This window comes from Flavobacterium sp. CF108, assembly GCF_900129795.1.
Lineage (GTDB): Bacteria > Bacteroidota > Bacteroidia > Flavobacteriales > Flavobacteriaceae > Flavobacterium.
Window position 1 is genome coordinate 374,982 of the sequence record NZ_FQWW01000002.1, and the last position, 24,669, is coordinate 399,650.

Consider the following 24,669-nt stretch of genomic DNA (forward strand, 5'->3'; position numbering starts at 1 on the left):
AAAACCTTGCAGGAGAGCCGAAGGAAACTTTGTTAAAGTTGAATACTAATACTTTTTAAATGAACTTATATAACTTATGGTTCAAAAAAAACTAAATCAGGCAGATTACGAAGCTGGTTTTATCTTCATCGGTTTGGTAGCTTAGGTAGCCGCCGTGCGCTTCGATAATGTTTTTAGAAAGCGTTAAACCAATTCCGGCGCCGTCTTTTCTGGTGGTGAAAAAAGGAAGGAATATTTTGTCCTGAATTTCAGGATCAATTCCTTTTCCGTTATCCGAAATTGAAATGAAAAAGCGATTGTTTTCCGTATAACTCGACAAATACATTTTCTTTTCGTTTTTCTCTTTTAGAGCAGAAACACTATTGGTAATCAAATTAATAATTACCTGTTCCATCTGATTTTTATCAATCATAATCGAACGCGAACTGTGAATATCGTTTATCAATTCGATGTTTTCTGCTTTCAAAATCGGACTCATAATTCGGAGGCAGTCTTCGAATAAAGAATTGATTGGCGTCATTTGTTTCGTTGGTGTTGGCAGCATGGCGAGTTTACGGTAATTTTCTACAAAAACCTGCAAATGATCACTTCGGTTTATTATGGTCGAAATACTGCTTTTAATATCGTCAAAATCATCTTCTTCTAAACTTTCCTGATCGACAATATGAAGTAAATTCTGCGAAAGCGCACGAATTGGCGTTAAGGAATTCATTAATTCATGTGAAATAATTTTCATCAAATTAATCCACGCCTCTTTTTCTTTTTTCTCAATAACACGCTGAATACTGTCTAATAAAATAATATAATATTCTTTATTATACGTTTGTGTTTTTGAAGTTTGCAGCATAAAAGTCTGCAAATCCTGTTCTTCTATTTTAATCGAAATTGCCGATTTTAATTCGCTGAAATCTGTTTTTTCAATTTCATTGCAAAGTGAAGGCAGGTAATTTTTAAGATATTTCCAATGGCTTACTTTTGGAACTTTAAATAAATCAGAGAAACAGTCGTTCATCAAAAATATATCCCAGTCTTCGTTTTCTTTTTCCAGGATTAAAGCTGCAGTGTCAATATTATTTAAAAGCGAACGGTAAATCATTTCTTTTGATGTCTGTTCTTGCTGCTGTACTTTTAAATTTTCATACAAAAGATAGAGGCTTTTAAAATTGTCTTTTTTATTCTCTTCGGGAAAATTGGTCGAAAAGTCATTCTTAAGAATCGAAAGCAAAGTTCTGTCGTAAAACTGGAGTTCGTTTTTTATATAAAAATACATTTCGGCTAAAAATATAAAAGCAAAAAAACCAACCAAAAGTGCGTTGTAATAAAACATTTTATAGATAAGAAAAACGCAAACGAAAAAGAGAATCATTACAAACAAGACTCTCGCAAATAAGGCGTTATAAAATTTCCAATTTTTCATTTATTTATTTTTTTTGCCACAGATTAAAAGGATTAAAATGATTTTTTTTCAAATCTGTGTGAAACTAAATCTTAAAGACAAGAGGGAAATCATTTTAATCTATGAAATCTGTGGTCCTAATTATTTTAGTTTCACGCAGATTCTACAGATTTAAGCAGATAAAAAAATCTTTTTAATCCTTTTAATCTGTGGCATAAATTATCTTAGTTTTTTAAATCGTATTTTTCTATTCTTCTGTACAAGGCGGCTCTTGATAAACCTAATTCTTCGGCGGTTTTTGAGATGTTTCCGTGATGTTTAAAAAGTGCTTTTTCGATTGCTGTTTTTTCCATTTCAGATAATGGGTTATCATCATTTTCCTGAATTTCTTCAAAATCCAAAATGTCTAAATCGGTTACAGAAATGGTATTGTTTTCGGCTAAAATAAGCGCGCGTTCTATTTTGTTTTCCATTTCACGAACATTTCCTTTCCATGGATATTTTTCCAAATATGGCGCAGCATTTTCTTCAAAACGCCAGTTTTCCTGATTGTATTTTTCGGCAATACTTTCTAAAATAAAATTAGCCATCGGAACTATGTCATCTTTTCTTTCGCGGAGAGAAGGCAGATTTATTTCCATTGTATTAATTCTGTACAGCAAATCTTCTCGAAAGGTTTTGCTTTTTACCTCAGCTTTGATATCATTATTTGTTGCCGAAATTATTCTGACATTTAAAGGTCTTGGTTTGCTTTCGCCTAAACGTGTAACGGTTTTAGTCTGCAGGACGTGCAATAATTTTGACTGCAGATGAAGTGGAATATTTCCAATTTCATCGAGAAAAATGGTTCCGTTTTGCGCCATTTCAAATCTTCCGGGCGTATCGGTTTTGGCATCTGTAAAAGCGCCTTTTGCGTATCCAAAAAGTTCGCTTTCGAATAAATTATCACTTAAAGACCCTAAATCGACATGAATAAAAGGTTCTTTTTTTCTGGCCGAATTTTGATAAATAAACTCTGCAAAAACATATTTTCCAGTTCCGTTTTCGCCCAAAATCAAAACGTTTGCATCGGTTTTGGCTACTTTCTCGGCAATAGAATAGGCCTGTTTTATTTTTTGAGATGTACCGACAAAATATCTTTTTACTGTTTTTTCAACAACTTGTTTTTTACTGTTTTTTCGGCTTTCGGCGACAGCCTTATCAATTATTTCCAGTAATTTTTCATTGTGCCACGGTTTTAAAACATAATCAAAAGCACCTATTTTTATTCCTTCAACGGCTGTATCAATTTTTCCGAAAGCGGTCATCAAAATCACAATTGTATTTGGTGAAAGGGTCTTTACTTCTTTCAGCCAATGAATTCCTTCGCGTCCGTCTTCAAAACCAATTCTATAATTCATGTCCAGCAAAACGACATTTATTTCGTTTTCACTCAAAATTGAAATGATTTTTTTAGGACTGTTTGTCGTAAAAATCGTTTCAAAATGTTTTTTGAGAATCATTTTTGCCGAAAAAAGAATTTCTTCTTGATCGTCAACAACTAATATTTGGGCTTGTTTTTTTCTCATACTGATATTTTTTGTCCGATTTTGAACGGTCAACTGTTCATTATCGAACACTTTCTTTTTGGATGCTTTTTAAAGCCTCTTTAAAATCAGGGCTTTGCAAAAAATAAATTTTATGGCACAGTATTTACCTATTGATTATCAGTAAATTATTTAAAAAATGGACACGATAATTCCTCGTAAAAATAGAAAATTTAGATATCTCACAATAGCAATTGGAGTTTTTTTAGTTTTGGCCGCAATTCTCTTTTTTTCTTTTAATTCAAAAAGAAGTTTAAATGTAAAAGCCGAGGAACTTTCGATTCATAAAGCCGAAAAAGCTTTTTTTGAGGATTTTGTAGTTTTTCAGGCAAAAGTTGAACCGTTAAACGTAATGCTTGTAAACGTTACAGAGGGAGGATCTGTAAAAGAGATTTTTGTAGAAAACGGTGCAATGGTTACAAAAGGACAATCGCTGGCTCGTTTATACAATCCAAATACAGAATTGAATTATTTGACTCAGGAAACTGCTATTATCGAGCAAATCAACAATTTAAATACGGGAAAACTAAACATTAGAAATCAGGAATTGAACCTGACTAAAGATTATGTTTTAATCGAACATGATTATAATGATGCTAAAAGATTGTATGATTTGAATGCAAAATTGTTTGCCAAAGATGTGATTTCAAAAAACGACTGGAATACTTTTAAGGAAAGCCTTCGTTTTCAGGAAGAACGCAAAAAAACAATTCAGCAAAGCATTCAAAAAGAAAAACAATCGAATCAATTGCAGATTTCTCAAATTAACCGTTCGATTCAAACAATGGAAATGAGTTTGGATATTTTAAGAAATAACAAAAAGAATTTTTTGATTACTGCTCCAGAATCTGGCCGATTAACTTCTTTTGAACCTGTTTTAGGAAAAACGTTTCAGGCTGGAGAAAGCATTGGGAAAATTGATTCTAAAAAAGGGTATAAATTATCTGCCGATGTTGATGAGTTTTATCTGGAAAAAATTCGAGAAGGTTTAAAAGGTCAGGTTGAATTTAAAGGTAAAACGCTGGAAGTTATTGTTACTAAAGTAATTCCGGAAGTTAAAAACGGGCATTTTATTGTAGAATTAGCTTTTACTTCTAAAGAAGATATTGCTCTTCAAGATGGTTTAAGTTTTGGCGTGAAACTGATTTTATCTGAGAAAAATAAAATATTGGTTGTACAAAAAGGAAGCTTTAATCAGGAAACTGCAGGAAAATGGATTTTTGTAGTAAAAGGAAATAAAGCCGAAAGAAGAAATATAAAATTAGGAAGAGAAAATCCTTCGTATTATGAAGTTCTGGAAGGCTTGAAAGAAGGCGAATCTGTTGTGATTTCTTCTTATTCAGATTATAAGGATATTGAGGAACTTTCTATTCAGTCGCAGTAAATTAAGTGGTCAGTGTTCAGGTTTTTAGTGTTCAGTCGCAGTTTAGCAAAAAAAGTCTGCCACGAATTTCACTAATTTGCACTAATTATTATACGCATTACGAAAAATTAATTCGTGAAAATTCGTGGAATTCGTGGCGGAACAAAAAAATATAAAAACATCAATCATCAATCAAAAAACGTAATTAATAACTAATCTTTTAAAATATGATAACGATACAAAATTTAACCAAAGTATTTAGAACAGAAGAAGTTGAAACTGCTGCTTTAAGCGGTATTAATGTAGAAATTAAAAAAGGAGATTTCTTAACGATTATGGGGCCTTCTGGCTGCGGGAAATCAACTTTATTAAATATTATCGGGCTTTTAGACAGTGCTTCTACTGGAAGTTACAAATTGCTGGATCAGGAAATGATTGGTTTAAAAGAAAAAGGAAGAGCTGCTGTTCGTAAAGAAAACATTGGTTTTATTTTTCAGAATTTCAACTTAATCGATGAACTTTCGGTTTATGATAATATCGAACTGCCTTTGCTTTACAATAATGTAAAAGCATCAGACAGAAAACAAAAAATAGAAGCTATTGCCGAAAAACTAAATATTTCACATCGTTTGAAACATTTTCCGCAGCAGCTTTCAGGAGGTCAGCAGCAAAGGGTTGCGGTTGCAAGAGCTTTGGTTAATGACCCTAAAATTATACTTGCCGATGAGCCAACGGGAAATCTGGACAGTAAAAACGGTAATGAGGTAATGGAACTTTTAACTGATTTACATGCTAAAGGTGCTACAATTTTGATGGTTACCCACTCTGATTATGATGCTTCTTTTTCGCAAAGAACGATTCATATGAAAGACGGTGTTATATTCTCTGAAAAATTAAATCAACGAAATGTTGATGTTTTTATGGACGCTAAATAATCGAAAAATGATAAAATTTGTTATTACTGCAATCTTAGTTCTGGTGGGATTTGTTTGCAAGATTTTTACTCTTCTATAAAAGGCAAAACCAGCCTTTAGACCAAAAAATAACTAATGTAATTATAAAACTTATACCATGATTTTTAACTGGTTTAAAATATTTATTTATCATTTAAGACAAAGCAAATTGTTTTCGCTTTTAAATGTTTTAGGATTAAGCATTGGAGCTGCCAGCGTGATTTTTGCCATTTTATATTGGAATAATGAGCACGCTTACGATCAATGGAATCCTGAGAAAGAAAACACATATCAGGTTCTAAACAAAATTGGAATGACTGGTAATACATGGGCATCAAATTCAATACCTTTTGGAGAAACCTGTAAAGCTACAATTCCTGAAATCGAATCTATTTGTTTTTTCAACAATACCTGGTATGACAATGCGCCAATAAAATACGGGAATAAAAAATTAATGGCTGATAAAATCACCGTTGCTGATAATGGCTTTTTTGATGTTTTTCCGTTTCCGATTATACAAGGTGCTAAAACTGATATTTTAAAAGAAGATAGCAGCGTTGCTATATCTGAAGAAGCTGCAAAATTACTTTTTAAGGATGAAGACCCAATTGGTAAATCAATCAATTATAACACTAAATTTTATACTGTAAAGGCTGTTTATCGTTTAATGAGACCATCATCTATTGAGCCGAATTATGTTTTTGGCGGTGTTAGACGTGAAGGTGACAAAACGAGTTGGGGAAATTTCAATTATGGCCTTATGATAAAAGCCAAAAAAGGAACTGATCCTGTTGCTCTTTTGAAGAAAATGCAGAATGTAAATTTTGTCAACAGAACATTAAAAGATGCGAAAGAAAGTGGTCAGACTGTTGAAAAGTTCCTTAAGGAAAATGGCGAAACAATTGTTATAATTGATCAATTAAAAACGGCTCGTTTACATGGAACAAAATCTTCGCAAGGAACTAATTTTCCTGAAGGTAAGGGTAATTTGCAATTGCTTTATATCATGGTTGGTTTGTCTATTTTGATCTTGGTTTTATCATTAGTAAATTATATTAATCTAGCAACAGCATCGGCTATAAAAAGAGCTAAAGAAGTCGGTGTCCGCAAAATTGTAGGTGCCACTAAAGGTCAGATTATTTCTCAATTTATCTTTGAAACAGCGATAATTGTTGCTCTTGCTATAATTTTTGCTTTAGCAATTGTAGAACTTTCTCTGCCTTATTACAACACTTTTTTAAAGAAAACTTTGACTATGAATGGCGGTGAATTTTACCTGCAGCTCATTTTGATTTTTGGATTAGTAATCATTCTTGCGGGTATATTCCCTGCCATTTATATCTCAAATTTCGAAACATTAAAAGTTTTAAAAGGTAATTTCTCCAGAAGCAAAAGCGGAATCTGGATTCGAAATTCGATGCTTATTTTTCAATTTGGTATTGCTGCGTTTTTTATCATTGGAGCTTTGATTGTAAATTCTCAGGTAGACTATATGATGAAGAAAGATCTTGGTTTTAGCGGTGATCAGGTAATTAGAATTCCTTTTAATTATCCGGAACGTAAACAAAGAACAGATAAATATCTTGCAATGAAACAGGAAATCCTTAAAATATCCGGCGTTCAAAATATCTCTACTTTCGCCGGAACTTTTGGAAACAGTACGAACTCAAGTTCAGGATTTAATCATAATGGTATTATGGTTCAGCCCAGAAATGTTGAAATGGATTTCGGTTTTCTTGAAATGATGAAGATTAAAATTGTTCAGGGTCGTGATTTATCTCCGCAATTTGCATCAGACACGGTTAATAATATGCTGATAAATGAAACCCTGGTTAAAACTTTGAATCTAAAAAACCCAATAAATACGGTTATAACATCTGGGTTTGGAGACGAAAAACAAGGAAATTTGAAATTAAAAATCGTGGGGGTTGTAAAAGATTTTCATATTACTGGATTGCAGGATAAGGTACCGCCAATGGTCTTTGTCAATCTTAAAACTTTAAAATGGAATAATTTTAATAATGTCTATTTAAAAGTATCTCCAAATAATTTATCTGAAACATTAGATAAATTAAAAATATATTGGGAGAAAAATGTAAATGCTGATTATCCTTTTGATTATGAATTTGTAAACAAAGGATTTGCCAAAACTTATGAAGAGCAAGTCAAACAAAAAGGTTTATTTTTTATCCTGAATCTGGTTGTAATTACAATTGCTATTTTTGGATTGTTTGCTTTGGCATCATTTTCGATGGAAAGAAGATTGAAAGAAATTGCGATTAGAAAAACGCTTGGTGCAGAAACAGATGTTTTGCTGAAAGAATTATCAAAACAATATATTGTTTTCTGTTTAACAGGATTTGCAATTGGTATAGTTCCTGCTTATATTTTATTGCAAAAATGGCTGGAGGATTTCGCATTCAGAATTAATGTTTCACCAGTTCCGTTTAGTATTGCGCTTGTTTCGCTGTTAATGCTTACTTTGCTGATTGTTTTGGCAAAAGCGTATCAGGTAACTAAAATAGACGTTTTAAAATATTTAAAATACGAATAAGCTTGTAGACCATTTTTTTAAAAGAATCCCCGTCAGATATGAGAATCTTGACGGGGATTTGTTTTTTATTTTAAGGCAACCGGATTAGAATACAGCATTTTATCTAAGCGTGGATCGCGATCATAAACATCCGGATAAAAACCAATTTCACCATCATCGCTTACCCAGGCCGTAAAATATCCTATATAAATTGGGATTTTATTTTTGAGCATGCAAGTGGTTTCTTTTTCACCGCTCATGGCCTGATTAATTTTATCAACCGGCCAGTCTGGATTGTCTTTTAAGATTTCTAATGCCAATTGTTTAGCATCTTTTACATTAATACAGCCATGGCTGAAAATACGTTTTTCAAATTCGAATAAGCTTTTTGCAGGCGTATCGTGCAGGTAAATATCATTTGGATTTGGGAACATAAATTTCACTAATCCCAAAGAGTTGTCCGGACCTGGTTTTTGTCTTACATGGCCTCCATTCCATTCCATATTATGATCAGCGAGATAGTTTTTATCTTCGGCTATTTTCAGTTTTAATTCATTTTGAATAATACTTGTTGGAACATACCAATACGGACTAAAAACAATTCGGTCGATATTACCGCTAAAAATTACTGTTTCTGTCATTCTTGTTCCCACAAAAACATCCGAAACCAGATCATATTTTCCATTTTTCACATACACCAATCGAAACGACGGAATATTTACCATTACGTATTCATCAGCTTTTGCCAGTTTGGTCGGAATCCATCTGCAGCGTTCCATATTCAGCATAATGGTACGGATTCTGTTTCCAATTGGTTCGTTCATCTGGTCGATTTGTTCTTTTGTAAAAGTATAATTCAGTTTAAGTCCGTATCGTTTTTTATACTTTAAAACGGCATCCATCATTTCCTGATCATAATATTGACTTTTGGAATTTTCTTTTAAATCACCAACCACAAACAAACGTTCTCTAATTTGCTGAATAACTTTTCCGCTGTCTAAAGGTTTTAAATCTTTGAAATTTGCTTCATCAATCTCAATTTTTTTCCAAAGTCCGTTTTTTTCGATATTGCGATATCTTTGTAAAACATCCTGAAGTTTATAATATTGTCCAAAAAGAAGGTTTTCATCCTTATTCAATCGGCTTGGATCACCCATTAAAGAATCTAAAATTCGATCGTACGAAATTGTTTTGGTTGGAAGAAACCAGCCAATTTTTTTCAAAGTCTCTGCATCAACTCCAGAATATACATTACTTGCATAAAATATATACATATTAGACAGCAGAAGCTCTGTATCTATTTGCGGCAGTTTATTCGAAACATTTTCATTAAAAACATTATCAACCAAGTCCATATAAGGCATTTCGGCATTTATACCTTGCTCTTCTAAAAGGCCTACTTTGTGATATAGTAAAGATCCAAACTCGCTGACACTTTTATCATCATACCAAATCGTGTTATAAGCTTTCTTTTTATAAAGATCTTCTACGTCTTTTTGATATTTTTTTAGTTTGGGGTACTTTGAATAAAAGCTGTTTATTGAAGCGGCATCAATTGTGCCTAAAACAAATTTATTTTTGAATTTAAAAATGTTTTCAAACTCAGAATTTTCATTTTTAATTTTCGATTTATGGCTTGCAGCATTAATAGAAAACATTAAAAAACTACAAGCAGCAATTACAGTAAGAGAAGTAAAATTTCGCATATTTTTAAGGTTTAAATTTTTAAAATAAAAATCATTTCAAAAAATATCGAAAACTCATAACGAAGCTCCAAAAATAAGTTTTCATACTTTTTTGTACTATTTTGAAATCTTAGATTTAAGGCACTCAAATTTAATCAAGATATTTGACAATTCTTACATTTACTGCTGTAAATTTCATACATATTTTATCAGTTATAATTATAAAAAACCATTACAGGATAAGGTTTGAAAACATATTTTCAAATTTTAATGATTTTAAAAAATCCGCATTCATCATTTTGACTAATCTCAATATCAATAAATACAATTTAAAAGAGTTTAAATCCGAACTTAATCTGTTATCTTTGCAGTCTGAAATCAGTTTAAATTAATATAGAATTTTAAATCGATTTCTTTCCATACATAATAGCACAATAAAATGAAATTAGATAGAAAAGAAATTCTTAAAGCTTTAGAAACAATCACTATAGCGGGAGAAGGTAAAAATATGGTCGAAAGCGGTGCGGTTGCTAACGTACTTACTTTTGGCGACGAAGTTGTTGTTGATTTAGTATTGCATACGCCAGCAATGCATATCAAAAAAAGAGCTGAAGATGATATTAAAAAAACGATTCACGAATTAATATCTGCCGATGCTAAAATTAAAGTAAATATTAAAGTTGAAACTCCGGAGAAAGCCGAAATTAAAGGCCGTGCTATTCCGGGAATTAAAAATATTATTGCAGTTGCTTCTGGAAAAGGAGGAGTTGGTAAATCGACTGTTACTGCAAATCTTGCCGTTACGCTTGCAAAAATGGGTTTTAAAGTTGGAGTTTTAGATGCCGATATTTACGGTCCTTCTATGCCAATTATGTTTGATGTTGAAAATGAAAAACCGGTTTCGATTACGGTTGACGGAAAATCGAAAATGAAACCAATTGAAAGCTACGAAATTAAAATGCTTTCTATTGGATTTTTTACAGCACCTAGCCAGGCAGTAATCTGGAGAGGACCAATGGCTGCAAAAGCATTAAACCAAATGATTTTTGATGCAGACTGGGGAGAATTAGATTTTATGCTTCTTGATTTACCTCCGGGAACTGGAGATATTCACCTTTCTATCATGCAGTCTTTACCAATTACGGGAGCTGTTGTAGTAAGTACACCGCAAGCTGTAGCTCTTGCCGATGCTAAAAAAGGAGTTGCGATGTTTATGCAGGATAACATTAATGTTCCTGTTTTGGGAATTATCGAAAACATGGCTTATTTTACACCAGAAGAATTGCCAAACAATAAATATTATATCTTTGGACAAGAAGGAGCAAAAAATCTTGCAGCAGATTTAGATGTTCCATTTTTAGGAGAAGTTCCAATTGTACAGTCTATTCGTGAAGCAGGAGATTATGGACGTCCTGCAGCTTTACAGACAGCATCGCCAATTGAAGCTGTTTTTGAAGAAATCACCAGAAACGTAGTTCAGGAAGTAGTAAACAGAAACGAAAGTCTTCCTGCTACCGAAGCCATTAAAATTACAACAATGGCAGGCTGCTCTGCAGTTAAAAAAAATTAAATAATTAGAAATGAGATCATACGACAATTAGATAATTATCTAATTGACACATTTTCACAATTGACACATTAATTATGACAACAGAAGAATTAACAAATAATGTTTTATTGGCCTTAGACGAAATCAGGCCATTCTTAAAGTCTGATGGCGGAGATATTTCGCTAATATCTATAGACGAGGATAAACATGTAAAAGTTCGTCTAGAGGGCGCTTGCTTAAGCTGCAGCGTAAACCAAATGACACTTAAAGCCGGAGTAGAAACTACGATAAAAAAATATGCGCCACAAATTGAAACTGTGGTAAATATTATGTAGTAAAAAACGCTATTTAGCCTGCTGTTTTTGATTTATTGAATTAACAAGAATAATAGGCCTTTAAGTGTAAAGATTTGTAAAATCTCAATAAAACAACTCAATTGTTGCGATTTTTTGAGGATTTCATAAAAAACAATATAAAGATTTAAGAGTTTTAGTTAACTATTTGTTGCATTTTTAACTTAAATTTGTGACATAACCCTTAATCTTATATTTTATGAAGAAATTTTACACTCTATTTTTGTTAGTGTTTTTTGTGTCAGGCATTTATGCGCAAAATAAAACAGTTGTTGTTGACAAAGCTTGGATAAGCGAAGCCGAAGAATGGTCAGATTTTACATATTCAGGTAAAATTGTATTTTCAATTAACCCTGCTGATGCACCTGGAACTTTAAGTATTGGGAATTATGATTTCTTATACGATTTTGTTGATGGAAAAGGAAAATTTGCAAATAAAGCTACATACAGCTCAGCACAGTTTTCTAATCCAAGAAAGGTTTCTGCAACGACAGACAAACAAGGAGTTTTAAACTCTACTTACGAAGGCACATTAATTTTTCAATCTGACAGAGATTATTATTCAGTAGTTGCTGTTATTACAATTCTTGAGAAAAGCGATACTATTTTAGGCGTAAAAATGCGTCTTAAAGAGAGCAACGGAAAAGAATACGCTTTTAGTACAAAACCTACGAGTTAGTATAAATACGAGGATTTTTTCACGTTATAAAATCCTACCAATAAATTCCCATAATAAATGGATGTATTAATAAAGATTAAAGATCGAGAAGGAGTTATACACGAATTACAGGCTCCGACTGATATGGCAATGAATATAATGGAGTTATGCAAAGCATACGAACTTCCTGTTGAAGGAACCTGCGGAGGAATGGCCATGTGTGCTTCCTGCCAGTGTTATGTTCTAAATGATGTTGCATTACCAGAAATGGGAGATGAAGAAGAGGCTATGCTTTCGGAAGCGTTTTATGTTAAATCTAATAGCCGTTTAGGCTGTCAGATCCCAATTACTGAAGAATTAGAAGGACTCGAATTAGAACTGGCTCCGGAATATTAAAAAATACAAAAGCGAGAATCAAATAGTTCTCGCTTTTTTTATCGTTACGATTTAAACCCGACAGGTTTTAAAAACCTGTCGGGTTTCTGTTTTCGATACACAAATAGAAGGCATCAAAAAAGCCGTAATTACATTGCTGCAATTACGGCTTTTTCTTTATAACAATTTTCTTTAATCTCTAGTTTATACCAAACCTGCTGCGATTAAATATTCAGCAATTTGAATCGTGTTTGTTGCAGCACCTTTTCTTAAGTTATCAGCAACGATCCATAAGTTTAATGTATTTGGCTGGCTTTCGTCACGACGGATTCTTCCAACAAATACATCATTTTTACCTTCTGCATATAATGGCATTGGGTATGTGAATGTGTCTAAATTATCCTGCACTACTACTCCATCAGTATTGTGTAAAATTTCACGAACTTCATTTACTTCAAAATCATTTGTAAACTCAACATTTACCGCTTCGCTATGTCCGCCTACAACCGGTACACGAACTGCCGTAGCCGTAACTCTAATAGTGTTATCACCAAGAATTTTTTGAGTTTCACGCACTAATTTCATTTCTTCTTTAGTGTATCCGTTATCTTCAAAACTGTCGCAGTGTGGAATTGCATTTCTGTGAATTGGATATTTGTAAGCCATATCACCCTGAATTCCTGCGTACTCATTTTCTAATTGTTTCACCGCTTTTACACCAGTTCCTGTAATAGATTGGTAAGTAGAAACGATGATTCTTTTAATGTTGTATTTTTTATGCAAAGGAGCCAAAGCCAATACCATTTGAATAGTTGAGCAGTTTGGGTTTGCAATAATTTTATCTTCTTTTGTTAATACAGATGCATTGATTTCTGGAACTACTAATTTCTTAGTTGGGTCCATTCTCCATGCAGATGAGTTATCAATAACAGTTGTTCCGGCTGCAGCAAATTTTGGAGCCCATTCTAATGATGTATCACCACCTGCAGAGAAAACTGCGATATCAGCTTTCATATCTACAGCAGTCTGTAAACCAACAACTTTATATTTTGTTCCTTTATATTCAATTTCTTTTCCTACTGATCTTTCAGATGCAACAGGGATTAATTCTGTAACAGGAAAATTTCTTTCTGCTAAAACTTTAAGCATTACTTCGCCAACCATTCCGGTAGCACCTACAACTGCAATTCTCATTATTTATATTTTTAAATAGCTATTAATCTAATTTTACTCTGCAAAAATAGTTATAATAGAAACGAAAACAATACGCTTCACAAAAAATAACAAAATGTTATAAATTAAACAAAGTGTTTCGTCTAATTTGAAGACTTACCTTAATTAACTCCTAAATACCCATTAAGAATAAAAAATTACTATTCCATCCCTAATGTTTTCAATCTTTCTAATTAATTCTACAGCATTAAATAATATAGACTCACTATTATTCAACAACCTTTCATCTTCCATTGCAGAATCAAAATGACTTTCTACAACGTTATTCAATAACTCGTTTTTTTCAAGATTTTCAATAGTAACTATTAGTTCATTTTTTTCATCAAGATTATCACATTCATTAAGTTGTATTTTACTATGCAGAAGCATAATATATTCGAGTTCTCGTGTAAACTCGTCTCTTTCTAGATTCGTTCTATCTCTTTCATCATAATTCCAACTTGAATAATCTACTGATTCAGAATCACCAAGACTCAAAAGAAAAAGACTTGCACAGCCATGTGATATATCATGTATTAATTCGAAACCAAATTCATGCATTTTTTTTACGAATCTCTCGTTTTCTGGATTATAACCGTACCCAACAGATACTTCATAAATGTAATTTTTAATATCACTTAATTCATCTCTATTCAATAATAACGTATCCTCTTTAACTTTCTGAATTATAATACTTGCATCAGTTGCAGAATATGTATTCCCTTCGTTAGTGTTTTTCTCAATCAAGTAGTTTCTGAAAAAAGCATACTTATCTTCTTCTTTTTCTAGCTCAATAAACTTAGCTTTTAAAATATCTCTTTTTAAAAGATAAAAATCTACATGACAACCCATAAATCAATATATAAATTAGTTCTTATTTTTTTCTAATCTGAAAGAAAACAAATTAAAAAAAACCGCTCCAATCAAGAAGCGGTTAAGTTAGACTTAGTGTAGCGGTATTATATCTTATTTATTTTTTAATAAATCTCTAATTTGTGTAAGCAATTCTTCCTGAGTTGGTCCCGCTGGTGCAGCGACAACTTCTTGTTTTTTCTTTACTTTATCAGCAGCTCTTAAAACAATAAATACAAAAAAGGAAATAATTACAAAATTAATGATGGCCTGAACCAGATTACCGTATGTAATAACGGCAGCTCCTGCGGCTTTTGCTGCAGCCAGGTTTGTATAATTATTACCATCGAGTGTAATAAATTTTTGAGTAAAATCTATTCCTCCGGTAAGCAAACCAACAATTGGCATAATGATATCATCGACTGCTGAGCCAACAATTTTACCAAATGCACCACCAATAACTACGGCTGTGGCTAAACTAAGCACATCACCTTTTAATAAAGAAGCTTTAAAATCTGCGAAAAATCCCATAGTATCTGTTTTTTAAATTAAACTCAATATCAAATATAAGAATATTTTTAACAAATAAATTACCTAAAAAATACTCGTTTCACACGTTGCGAAATACTCGTCATAATCTCATACGGAATGGTTTTTAAAGCATCGGCCATTTCGATAACGGTTGGGCTTTCGCCGAAAATAATTACCGAGTCGCCTTCTTTACAATCAATATGACTTACATCAACCATTAACATATCCATGCAGACACTTCCTACGATATAGGCTTTTTGATTTTTAATCGTTACAAAACCAACCTGATTGCCCCATAATCTCGAAATTCCATCTGCATAACCAATGGGGATTGTGGCAATTTTAGTTTCTTTTTCGGCCATAAAACGACGTCCGTAACCAACGCTGTCGCCAGTTGTAATAGTACGAACCTGCGAAATAATCGATTTTAATGTTCCAACATTTTCCAGATATTTTTGTTCTAATGGATCATTAGAAACACCATATAATCCAATTCCTAAACGAACCATATTATATTGTGCATTTGGGAAATTGCTAATTCCGGATGTATTTAAAATATGACGAATTGGTTTTATGTTTAATTCCGTCATTAATTTTGAAGATAATCTTTCGAATAAATTAATCTGCTTAATGACAAAATCATAATGATTTAAATCGTCGCTTGTTGCTAAATGTGATAAAATACTTTGAACTCGAACGGTTGAATTTCCTTTTAAAGTTTCAATTAACTCATCGATCGTATTGTCTTCAAAACCCAAACGATGCATTCCTGTATCGACTTTGATGTGAATCGGGAAATCTTTTAAATTCTTTTCTCTGGCAATTTTCAAAAAGGCATTTAATCCTTTTATACTGTAAATTTCAGGTTCTAATTTATATTGAATTATCGACGGAAAACTGGTCGATTCGGGATTCAAAACCATAATTGGTAATTTGATTCCGCCGTTTTTAAGCGAAATTCCTTCATCGGCGAAAGCCACACCTAAATAATTGACTTTATTATGTTCGAGTAATTTTGCAATTTCAAGTCCGCCGTTTCCGTAACCAAAAGCTTTCACCATAACCATGATTTTTACATCATCGGCCAATTTTGATTTGAAATAATTTAAATTATGATTTATAGCATCAAGGTTAATTTCGAGAACTGTTTCATGTGTTTTTTCCTCCAGCAGCGAAACGATTTCTTCAAACTGAAACGATCTTGCTCCTTTTATTAAAATGGTTTCATTATTGAAATTCAAGTTTTCAATTTCGGCAATAAATTCTGCCGTATTTTGAAACATCGTACTGTTTGGGAATTTATCTGCAAAAGATGAAATCGTGGTTCCAATTCCGATAACACGGTTGATTTTATTATCTGAAATTAACTGAGCAACTTTAGAATAGAGTTCTTCGTTTGAAAATCCGCTTTGAAAAATATCCGATAAAATAACGGCTTTTGAAGCATTCTTTTTCTGGCTTTCTAAAAAGTCTAAAGCAATTTTCAGCGATTGAAAATCGGAACTGTAACTATCATCAATTAAACTGCAATTGTGAATTCCGTTTTTAACTTCAAGACGCATTTCAACTGGATAAAGCAGTTTTACACGATTTTGAATAACTTCAAAATCATAGTTAAAACGCAGTAAAACCAATAAACAGGAAATGGTATTTTCGATAGAAGCCGAATCACTAAACGGAATTTTTAAATTGAAAATTTCCTCTTTATATTGATATTTAATTACTGTAGCATCGTTTTTAGTTTCTTTCATCAGAATAAAAACATCGGCAGAAGCGTCTGTAAAACTCCATGAAAATAACGTTCTGTTTTGAAGTGGAAATTCCGCAGAAAAATCTAAAAGACATTGATCTACCAATTCGATTTTTTGATAGATTATTACTGCCGCCTTTTTGAAAAGCAATAATTTTTCTTTGATTTTTTGTGCCGAATTTTCAAAACCTTCATCATGTGCAGAACCTATACTGGTTAAAACACCAATATTTGGTTTGATGATTTTTTCAAGATTAATCATTTCGTTAACCGTTGAAATCCCGGCTTCGAAAATTCCTAAATTATGTTTTTCATTTATGGCAATAACAGAAAGCGGAACGCCAACCTGCGAGTTATAACTTTTTGGGCTTCGGATAATATTGTAATCGGGACTTAAAAGGAAATTCAGCCATTCTTTTACGATGGTTTTTCCGTTGCTTCCAGTTAAACCAATTATAGGAAAATCGAATAAATCACGATAATAACCTGCCAATTCCTGAAGTGCTTTACGTGTATTTTTTACGACAAAAAAATTGGCTTTTCCTTTTACATTTTCGGGAATATACTGAACAACAAAGTTCTGAACGCCTTTTTCTATCAATTCTGAAATATACAAATGAGCATCATTATTGACCCCGGAAAGGGCAATAAACAATGTTTTAGACCCGTTTTGTAAAGAACGGCTGTCGATCGAAATATGATCTACAAAAATATCAGAATCTGAACCTATCCATTCGGCGTTAAAAACCGGAATAAGGCTTTTTAAATTTATGCTCATTTAGAAATTTCTTTTTGTCAAATTTAAAAAAAGGTTTGCCACGAATTACACTAATTTGTTTTTAGATGTAAAAAAGTGTTTGCCACGAATTGCACGAATTTCCACGAATTATTTTATTTGCTGGATGGTAAAATATTAGCCACAGATTAAATGGATTTAAAGGATTTTTAATCTGTGAGAATCCTTTAAATCTGTGGCAAAAAATTAAAAAAATAATTCGTGGAAATTCGTGCAATTCGTGGCGAGAAAAAAATGCTAATAATTTGTGAAAATTTACACGTTTAATTGCAAAAAACATTAATTCCTTATATTTGTTCAATACCACAAAATAATACGTTTTGAAAAAAATACTTCCATTATTCTCCTATATACTTCATCCGATTTTTATATCGATGTACGCCACATTACTATACCTTTATTGTAAAGAGGATATTTTTACGACACAGGAAAAATACTTTGTTCTGTTTCAAATTTTGGTCATTACCATTATTGTTCCTATTCTGTTTTTCATGTTGTTACGTTCTACCGGACATGTAAAATCGATGATGCTTCCTGAAAACTCCCAGCGTCGCATTCCGCTTATTTTACAATGTTTTTTATATATTTTATTGGTAAAAAGAAGCATTGTTATTACCCGTTATCCAGAACTTCATTTCTTTTTTCTGGGAGCGCTGTTTAGTACAATCTTAGCATTGGTCTGTTCGCTTTTTAAAATCAAGGCCAGTCTGCACATGACCGCCATTACAGGATTTACAATCTTTGCAATTGGATTAAATATTCATTTACAATTGCACAATCCGTATTGGGGGGCGCTGTTAATTTTATTGTCTGGAATTGTAGCCTCATCCCGATTAGAAATGAACGCACATACGCCAAAAGAAATATCAATTGGTTTGTTAATTGGCGTTTTACCGCAGATATTATTTTTGTATTTGTGGTTATAAAATGTAGAATATTAATCCTGCATTGAGCGTTTTCATGGTTACTTTTTCTCCGCTTAATGTGGTAACGCCGTCTTTAAACAACGGACTCAAACCATAATACAAATAAACATTCCAGGTATTGTAACCCGCAGAAATATACGGTCCATATTGGAATTTATTAATGGCATCATTATTATTTATTCGGTACGTATTTTCGCCATCGTCTAAAACTGAAGTATTAGAGAAGATGTAACTTAATTTTACCCCGCCATAAATCCTCCAGAATTTTGTGCTTTCATAAGTAGAATTTCGCCATCTAAATTCTATTGGAAATTCAACAGAATATTGTTTGTAACGATTTGAAGCTATTTCTCCGGCATCTACAACATTATAAACTACGGCTCCGGTTCCATCTTTTGAAATACCAAAATTTTGAAAATAATTTTGATAACTCAATCCCACACCTGCTGCAATAGAAACTGTTCTGGATTTATTGATTGGCATGTCGCGCAAAAATCCGCCCGAAAGTCCAAGGGAAAATTTGTTTTGTTTGAATTTTTGAGGAATATCTGTAAACATATTATAGGTTACAGAAAAATAAAACTGGTCTTCTCTATACAAAGAATCTATTTTAACTATAGGTTTTATTTCTGCTTTGACATCTTCTTGCGAAAAAGCATTAAAAAATGAAACTAAAAACAAACAGCTAAAAAGAAATCGCATATAATTTTTTGAGTTTAAAAGAGGTTCTATAAAATAAACGCTTCATAGAAGCAATTTATTTCACCTACAAATATAATATAATGATAGTTCAGGGAACGATTAGAAAGCAATTATTCTGTTTTTGATTACGAATATTTGTGTTCGTTGAACTTTTTTCAAATAATCTGCATTAGAATTCAAAAAATGAATTTGATCTTTTATACCTTTGTCCTGTATGAAGAAAAAACAGCTCATATTAAGTTTCTCTTTTGCTGTCACAATATTGTTCTCGATATTGTTTCAGTCCATACACAGTTATGAGCATATTGTAAAACAGCTTTCAGAAAAACAATGCCACCACGATTATAATGATCCAAGTGGCGAAATAACGCATCAACACCATAATTACGATCTTTGTTATGTTTGTAATTTTGCTTTTGGAAGTTATATTGTTCCGGAAACTTTCTCTTTTCAATTTCATTCTTTCAGCAGCGAAATCCCTTATTTCTTTCCACTGTCAGAAAAGATTTTCTCTATTTCAAAAAGTTCGTATTTATTACGAGGCCCTCCCGCTGCTATAGTTTCTTAATAATTCAACATCTCTTTTTTAAAATCTAAATTCAAAACAACTTTGAGTTTCCTAATCCTGTTTATTAAATTGGGATTAGCATGCTGTACTGTTCGTTCAATTTTCATTTAGAAGAAGAAAATCCAATTAACTATAGCAAAATTTTCAAATGAAAAAATTAATAATTGCCCTTGTTTTAGGGTTTTCGGGCTTGCTTTCTGCCCAAAATTCGGTTTCAGGAACAGTAACTGACAATCAAAACCAGCCATTACCGGGCGTTTCTGTTTACGCTTCAGAATTGCATAAAGGAACAACGACTGATGCAAACGGAAAATACGAATTAAACAATCTTCCAAACGGAAATCTGCGTCTGTCTTTTTCGTATGTTGGATATGCTACTCAAAATAAAAACATCCTAAAATTAGTAAAACAAAATACCGTTGATGTAACGCTCGAAGAGTCCATTTTAGAAATGGATGAAGTTGTGGTTTCTACGCCTTTCAACAAATTGCAATCGCAAAACGTAATGAAAATCGAGCATGAAAGCATTAAAACTTTACAACAAAAAGGGACTTCGACTTTAATTGAAGGTTTGGCTACAATTCCCGGAGTTTCGCAAATTTCTACCGGAACATCTATTGGTAAACCGGTTATTCGCGGATTGAGCGGAAACCGTGTTTTAGTATATTCTCAAGGCGTTCGTATCGAAAACCAGCAGTTTGGAGACGAACATGGTTTAGGTTTAAACGACGCCGGAATTGAAAGTGTTGAAGTTATTAAAGGCCCGGCATCGCTATTGTACGGTTCTGATGCTTTAGGAGGAGTTTTATACTTTAATCCTGAAAAATTTGCTGATGCCGGTACTTTTAAAGCTAATTTCAGTCAAAAATATTTTACGAATACAGAAGGAAGTAATTCTTCTATTGGATTAAAAACATCTACTGATAACTGGAAATTTCTGGCACGTGGAAGTTATAACACGCATTCTGATTACAAAATTTCCGGCGGCGACCGCGTAACAAATTCTCGTTACAATGAAACTGATTTTAAAACCGGAATTGGTTACAGTAATTCAAGTTTCTCAAGTGTTTTAAGATACAACTACAATAAGCTGGATATTGGAATGCCTGAAGATGGAATTGCAGAACAATCTTCAAGCAAAAACACACAGTTTCCAAGACAGGGAATTTTTAATCATTTATTGAGTTTGAACAATGTGATCTTTTTTGAAAACTCGAAATTGGATGTTGATTTAGGATATATTTCAAATGACAGAAGTGAGTTTGAAGACAGTAATGATGCTTCGCTTCATATGAGATTGAATACCTTGAATTACAATTTAAAATACCATTTCCCTAAATTCGGAAAAATCGAAACTATTTTAGGTGTTCAGGGAATGCATCAAACGAATAAAAATTCGGGTGAAGAGTATTTAATTCCAGATGCAACGACGAATGATTTTGGTGTTTTTGGAACTGCAAATTACGAATGGGACAACAGTGTTTTACAAGCCGGATTACGTTTTGACAACAGAAACATTACTTCTGATGCGCACGGAACTGAAGGCGAAGAAGGTTATTTTTTACCTCTTGACAAATCTTTTGACAGTTTTAATGCTTCTTTAGGATATAAAACAAAACTGGCTGAACCGCTTACGCTTCGTTTAAATGTTGCAACCGGATTTAGAGCGCCAAACTTAGCAGAGTTAACTTCAAACGGGGTTCACGAAGGAACAAACCGTTATGAAATTGGAAATGCTGATTTGAAAACAGAACAAAACGTTCAGACTGATTTGAATTTAGAATACAAAAACACGCATTTTGAATTTTTCGTAAACGGATTTTATAATCACGTAAACAATTACATTTACACTTCGCCAACTGGGGAAACGCGTGATGATAATGATGTTTTTGCTTATGTTCAGGATAATGCACAATTGTATGGAGGTGAAGCTGGTATACATTTTCACCCGCATCCTTTAGACTGGTTACATTTTGAAACTAGTTTTGAAACTGTAACGGGTAAAAAAGACAATAACGATTACTTGCCGTTGATTCCTGCAAACAACTGGAATAATACGCTTAGAACTGAATTTAATATCAAAAACTGGTTAAGCGAAGGTTTTGCTTCTTTAAACGTATCTTCAACTTTTAGCCAGGATAATGTGAGTGGTTTTGAAACGGCTTCTAAAGGGTATACTTTGGTTAATTTAGGTTTTGGAGGAACAGTAAAATTGGGGAAAACTGCTTTTGACATTAACCTGAACGGAAACAATTTATTCGACAAAAAATACATTGCGCACCTTTCAAGATTAAAAACAGACGGAATCCCAAATATTGGAAGAAACATCGTTCTGGGCGTTAATTTCAATTTATAATTTTATTTAACCGCAAAGAGCGCAAGGAGTTTTTCGCAAAGTTCGCAAGGTTTTATTTAAGCTTTGTGATTAGAAAATATCCTATAGTATTTGAAAAATCTCGCAAAGACGCAGAGACGCAAAGTTTTAAAATTCTTTGCGACTTCGCGTCTTTGCGAGATTAAAAACATTGCGTACTTTGCGAAAAGACTTTGTGTCTTTGCGGTTAAAAAATATCTCACAAAAAGTGCTATTTTTGTTACAACTGTTAATCAAAAACTATGAAAAAAACCTTTCTTATAATGGCAATTACAACAGCAGGAATTTCATTTGGACAAAATAAGATTCAATACCCGGAAACTAAAAAAGGAGAAACTGTCGACGTATATTTTGACACAAAAGTAAGCGATCCGTATCGTTGGCTTGAAGATGATAAATCTGCTGAAACTGGAGCTTGGGTAAAAGCTGAAAACGAAGTAACTTATGGATATTTAGATAAAATTCCGTTTCGTGAAGAACTTAAAAAGCGAATGGAAAAACTTTGGAACTACGAAAAAATAGGCGCTCCGTTTAAAGAAGGGAAATCTACTTATTATTATAAAAATAACGGACTTCAAAATCAATCTGTTGTTTACAGAAAAGATCAAAGCGGAAAAGAAGAAATTTTTCTGGACCCGAATACTTTCTCAAAAGACGGGACAACTTCGCTTGGAGGTTTAGATTTTTCTAAAGATGGAAACAAAGCGGCTTATTCAATCTCTGAAGGCGGAAGCGACTGGAGAAAAGTAATTATTATTGATGCGGTTTCTAAAAAAGTTCTGGAAGATACTCTTGTTGATGTAAAATTCAGCGGTGTTTCATGGCTTGGAAATGAAGGTTTTTATTACTCTAGTTATGATAAACCAAAAGGAAGCGAACTTTCTGCAAAAACAGATCAGCACAAATTGTATTTTCATAAGTTAGGAACTTCTCAAAAAGAAGATAAAGTAATTTTTGGTGCAGATCAAAAAAGAAGATATGTTGGCGGTTATGTGACCGAAGACAATCATTATTTAGTAATTACAGCCGCTAATTCGACTTACGGAAATGAACTTTATATTAAAGATTTAAAAACTCCAAATAGTCCGATTATTACCATTGTAGACAACTTCAACAGTGATAATAATATTATCGAAAACGAAGGAAGTAAATTGTTTATACAAACGGATTATAACGCTCCTAACGGCCGCGTGGTTTCGGTAGATTTCAGTAATCCGAAACAGGAAAACTGGAAAGATTTTATTAAAGAAACAGAGAATGTTTTATCTCCATCTACAGGTGGCGGCTATTTCTTTGCCAATTATACAAAAGATGCCGTTTCGTTAGTTTTACAATACGATTACAGCGGAAAACTAGTTCGCGAAATTAAACTTCCAGCTGTTGGAACTGCGGGTGGATTTGGCGCGAAAAAAGAAGAAAAGATATTATACTACAGTTTTACAAACTACACTACTCCGGGAACCATTTTTTCTTTTGAACCAAAATCTGGTAAATCAGAAGTGTATCAAAAACCAAAAGTTGATTTTAAAAGTGAAGACTACGAGTCTAAACAAGTTTTTTATACTTCAAAAGACGGTACAAAAATTCCTATGATTATTACGTATAAAAAAGGAACAAAATTAGACGGTAAAAACCCAACGATTCTTTACGGTTACGGCGGGTTTAACATTAGTTTGACGCCAAGTTTCAGTATTTCAAATGCGGTTTGGATGGAAAACGGAGGTGTTTATGCGGTTGCCAATTTAAGAGGCGGCGGTGAATACGGTAAAAAATGGCACGATGCGGGAACAAAACTTCAAAAACAAAATGTGTTTGATGATTTTATTGCTGCTGCAGAATATCTAATTGCTCAAAAGTATACTTCATCTGATTATTTAGCTATTCGCGGAGGATCTAATGGTGGTTTATTAGTGGGCGCAACAATGACACAGCGCCCTGATTTAATGAAGGTAGCTTTGCCTGCGGTTGGTGTTATGGACATGCTTCGTTACCACACTTTTACTGCTGGTGCGGGCTGGGCGTATGATTACGGAACGGCTCAGGATAACAAAGAAATGTTTGAATATTTAAAAGGATATTCTCCTGTTCAAAACGTTAAAAGCGGCACTAAATATCCGGCAACTATGGTTACAACCGGAGATCATGATGATCGTGTTGTTCCGGCGCATAGTTTTAAATTTGCTGCTGAATTGCAAGACAAACAAGCGGGAGAAAATCCTGTTTTAATTAGAATTGATGTAAAAGCGGGTCACGGCGCAGGGAAATCTGTTGCAGCTACAATTCAGGAGAATGTAGACATTCAGGCTTTCACTCTTTATAATATGGGTTTTAAAGCCTTACCTAAGAAATAAGACTTAAAACGCTTAATTTTTTAGCCACGAATTCACGAATTATTTTTGTGAGTTTGTGGCTTTATTTTTTTGCCACAAATTGCACTAATTTCCACGAATTTAATTAATGGAAATTTGCAGAGTGTTTTTTTGCCACAGATTAAAAGGATTAAAATG

General features: G+C 33.0%; 19 protein-coding genes. 11 read left to right on the forward strand and 8 right to left on the reverse strand.

The features are described from left to right. Positions 1–91: 91 nt before the first annotated feature. Together BUE10_RS06940 and BUE10_RS06945 are read right to left on the reverse strand one after the other, a co-directional pair. On the reverse strand, positions 92–1,417 hold the full coding sequence (locus BUE10_RS06940; RefSeq protein ID WP_073483606.1) for a sensor histidine kinase: 1,326 nt from the start codon (positions 1,415–1,417) through the stop codon (positions 92–94). A gap of 203 nt (positions 1,418–1,620) precedes the next feature. Further along, positions 1,621–2,964, reverse strand: coding sequence for a sigma-54-dependent transcriptional regulator (locus BUE10_RS06945; protein WP_073484195.1), 1,344 nt, complete (start codon positions 2,962–2,964; stop codon positions 1,621–1,623). Positions 2,965–3,121: 157 nt separating this feature from the next. Here BUE10_RS06945 and BUE10_RS06950 point away from each other — a divergent pair, with 157 nt between their 5' ends. The 3 genes from BUE10_RS06950 (at position 3,122) to BUE10_RS06960 (ending at position 7,852) form a co-directional block, all read left to right on the forward strand. Further along, a complete protein-coding gene (locus tag BUE10_RS06950; RefSeq protein WP_073483608.1) occupies positions 3,122–4,366 on the forward strand; it encodes an efflux RND transporter periplasmic adaptor subunit in 1,245 nt (414 codons plus the stop codon). Between the two features lie 206 nt (positions 4,367–4,572). After that, a complete protein-coding gene (locus BUE10_RS06955; RefSeq protein ID WP_073483610.1) occupies positions 4,573–5,280 on the forward strand; it encodes an ABC transporter ATP-binding protein in 708 nt (235 codons plus the stop codon). 136 nt (positions 5,281–5,416) lie between these two features. Continuing rightward, complete coding sequence (locus tag BUE10_RS06960) at positions 5,417–7,852, forward strand: ABC transporter permease (protein ID WP_073483611.1); 2,436 nt, start codon at positions 5,417–5,419, stop codon at positions 7,850–7,852. A 65-nt stretch (positions 7,853–7,917) separates the two neighbouring features. Here the strand turns inward: BUE10_RS06960 and BUE10_RS06965 are convergent, their stop codons facing one another. Then, entirely contained in the window at positions 7,918–9,537 is a 1,620-nt protein-coding gene (locus BUE10_RS06965) for a L,D-transpeptidase family protein (RefSeq protein ID WP_073483613.1), read from the reverse strand. Positions 9,538–9,955: 418 nt separating this feature from the next. On the opposite strand from BUE10_RS06965, the gene BUE10_RS06970 reads away from it, so the two are divergent. The 4 genes from BUE10_RS06970 (at position 9,956) to BUE10_RS06985 (ending at position 12,472) form a co-directional block, all read left to right on the forward strand. Next, complete coding sequence (locus BUE10_RS06970; RefSeq protein WP_073483615.1) at positions 9,956–11,086, forward strand: Mrp/NBP35 family ATP-binding protein; 1,131 nt, start codon at positions 9,956–9,958, stop codon at positions 11,084–11,086. A gap of 74 nt (positions 11,087–11,160) precedes the next feature. After that, positions 11,161–11,400, forward strand: coding sequence for a NifU family protein (locus tag BUE10_RS06975; protein WP_073483617.1), 240 nt, complete (start codon positions 11,161–11,163; stop codon positions 11,398–11,400). Between the two features lie 217 nt (positions 11,401–11,617). Next, a complete protein-coding gene (locus BUE10_RS06980; protein ID WP_073483619.1) occupies positions 11,618–12,097 on the forward strand; it encodes a hypothetical protein in 480 nt (159 codons plus the stop codon). Between the two features lie 57 nt (positions 12,098–12,154). Beyond that, positions 12,155–12,472, forward strand: coding sequence for a 2Fe-2S iron-sulfur cluster-binding family protein (locus BUE10_RS06985; RefSeq protein WP_012023404.1), 318 nt, complete (start codon positions 12,155–12,157; stop codon positions 12,470–12,472). Between the two features lie 183 nt (positions 12,473–12,655). Here the strand turns inward: BUE10_RS06985 and BUE10_RS06990 are convergent, their stop codons facing one another. From BUE10_RS06990 to BUE10_RS07005, 4 genes are all read right to left on the reverse strand, one after another. Further along, positions 12,656–13,645: an aspartate-semialdehyde dehydrogenase gene (locus BUE10_RS06990; RefSeq protein WP_073483621.1), complete on the reverse strand. Its 990-nt coding sequence runs from the start codon at positions 13,643–13,645 to the stop codon at positions 12,656–12,658. Between the two features lie 162 nt (positions 13,646–13,807). Beyond that, positions 13,808–14,515, reverse strand: coding sequence for a hypothetical protein (locus tag BUE10_RS06995; RefSeq protein WP_073483623.1), 708 nt, complete (start codon positions 14,513–14,515; stop codon positions 13,808–13,810). Between the two features lie 114 nt (positions 14,516–14,629). Beyond that, the gene (gene mscL, locus BUE10_RS07000; protein WP_073483625.1) at positions 14,630–15,046 is read right to left on the reverse strand and encodes a large conductance mechanosensitive channel protein MscL; all 417 of its coding nucleotides are present in this window, start codon (positions 15,044–15,046) and stop codon (positions 14,630–14,632) included. A gap of 59 nt (positions 15,047–15,105) precedes the next feature. Next, positions 15,106–17,574, reverse strand: coding sequence for a bifunctional UDP-N-acetylmuramoyl-tripeptide:D-alanyl-D-alanine ligase/alanine racemase (locus BUE10_RS07005; protein WP_073483627.1), 2,469 nt, complete (start codon positions 17,572–17,574; stop codon positions 15,106–15,108). Positions 17,575–17,912: 338 nt separating this feature from the next. On the opposite strand from BUE10_RS07005, the gene BUE10_RS07015 reads away from it, so the two are divergent. After that, a complete protein-coding gene (locus BUE10_RS07015) occupies positions 17,913–18,518 on the forward strand; it encodes a hypothetical protein (RefSeq protein ID WP_073483631.1) in 606 nt (201 codons plus the stop codon). Here the strand turns inward: BUE10_RS07015 and BUE10_RS07020 are convergent. Next, positions 18,513–19,220: a porin family protein gene (locus BUE10_RS07020; RefSeq protein ID WP_073483633.1), complete on the reverse strand. Its 708-nt coding sequence runs from the start codon at positions 19,218–19,220 to the stop codon at positions 18,513–18,515. The two genes, BUE10_RS07015 and BUE10_RS07020, sit on opposite strands and share 6 nt — an antisense overlap. Before the next feature lie 214 nt (positions 19,221–19,434). On the opposite strand from BUE10_RS07020, the gene BUE10_RS07025 reads away from it, so the two are divergent. From BUE10_RS07025 to BUE10_RS07035, 3 genes are all read left to right on the forward strand, one after another. Beyond that, a complete protein-coding gene (locus BUE10_RS07025; protein ID WP_073483635.1) occupies positions 19,435–19,788 on the forward strand; it encodes a hypothetical protein in 354 nt (117 codons plus the stop codon). Positions 19,789–19,936: 148 nt separating this feature from the next. Continuing rightward, complete coding sequence (locus tag BUE10_RS07030) at positions 19,937–22,144, forward strand: TonB-dependent receptor (protein WP_073483637.1); 2,208 nt, start codon at positions 19,937–19,939, stop codon at positions 22,142–22,144. 260 nt (positions 22,145–22,404) lie between these two features. Next, complete coding sequence (locus BUE10_RS07035) at positions 22,405–24,513, forward strand: prolyl oligopeptidase family serine peptidase (protein WP_073483638.1); 2,109 nt, start codon at positions 22,405–22,407, stop codon at positions 24,511–24,513. Positions 24,514–24,669 lie beyond the last annotated feature (156 nt).

Excerpts from the sequence above, each read along its gene's own strand:
- BUE10_RS06995 (WP_073483623.1), bottom strand. The coding sequence starts at position 14,515 with ATGGGTTGTCATGTAGATTTTTATCTTTTAAAAAGAGATATTTTAAAA.
- BUE10_RS06940 (WP_073483606.1), bottom strand. The coding sequence starts at position 1,417 with ATGAAAAATTGGAAATTTTATAACGCCTTATTTGCGAGAGTCTTGTTT.
- BUE10_RS06955 (WP_073483610.1), top strand. The coding sequence starts at position 4,573 with ATGATAACGATACAAAATTTAACCAAAGTATTTAGAACAGAAGAAGTT.
- BUE10_RS07025 (WP_073483635.1), top strand. The coding sequence starts at position 19,435 with ATGAAGAAAAAACAGCTCATATTAAGTTTCTCTTTTGCTGTCACAATA.
- BUE10_RS06950 (WP_073483608.1), top strand. The coding sequence starts at position 3,122 with ATGGACACGATAATTCCTCGTAAAAATAGAAAATTTAGATATCTCACA.
- BUE10_RS06980 (WP_073483619.1), top strand. The coding sequence starts at position 11,618 with ATGAAGAAATTTTACACTCTATTTTTGTTAGTGTTTTTTGTGTCAGGC.
- BUE10_RS06960 (WP_073483611.1), top strand. The coding sequence starts at position 5,417 with ATGATTTTTAACTGGTTTAAAATATTTATTTATCATTTAAGACAAAGC.
- BUE10_RS07020 (WP_073483633.1), bottom strand. The coding sequence starts at position 19,220 with ATGCGATTTCTTTTTAGCTGTTTGTTTTTAGTTTCATTTTTTAATGCT.
- BUE10_RS06985 (WP_012023404.1), top strand. The coding sequence starts at position 12,155 with ATGGATGTATTAATAAAGATTAAAGATCGAGAAGGAGTTATACACGAA.
- BUE10_RS06970 (WP_073483615.1), top strand. The coding sequence starts at position 9,956 with ATGAAATTAGATAGAAAAGAAATTCTTAAAGCTTTAGAAACAATCACT.
- BUE10_RS06945 (WP_073484195.1), bottom strand. The coding sequence starts at position 2,964 with ATGAGAAAAAAACAAGCCCAAATATTAGTTGTTGACGATCAAGAAGAA.
- BUE10_RS06965 (WP_073483613.1), bottom strand. The coding sequence starts at position 9,537 with ATGCGAAATTTTACTTCTCTTACTGTAATTGCTGCTTGTAGTTTTTTA.
- mscL (WP_073483625.1), bottom strand. The coding sequence starts at position 15,046 with ATGGGATTTTTCGCAGATTTTAAAGCTTCTTTATTAAAAGGTGATGTG.
- BUE10_RS06975 (WP_073483617.1), top strand. The coding sequence starts at position 11,161 with ATGACAACAGAAGAATTAACAAATAATGTTTTATTGGCCTTAGACGAA.
- BUE10_RS06990 (WP_073483621.1), bottom strand. The coding sequence starts at position 13,645 with ATGAGAATTGCAGTTGTAGGTGCTACCGGAATGGTTGGCGAAGTAATG.
- BUE10_RS07035 (WP_073483638.1), top strand. The coding sequence starts at position 22,405 with ATGAAAAAAACCTTTCTTATAATGGCAATTACAACAGCAGGAATTTCA.
- BUE10_RS07005 (WP_073483627.1), bottom strand. The coding sequence starts at position 17,574 with ATGAGCATAAATTTAAAAAGCCTTATTCCGGTTTTTAACGCCGAATGG.
- BUE10_RS07030 (WP_073483637.1), top strand. The coding sequence starts at position 19,937 with ATGAAAAAATTAATAATTGCCCTTGTTTTAGGGTTTTCGGGCTTGCTT.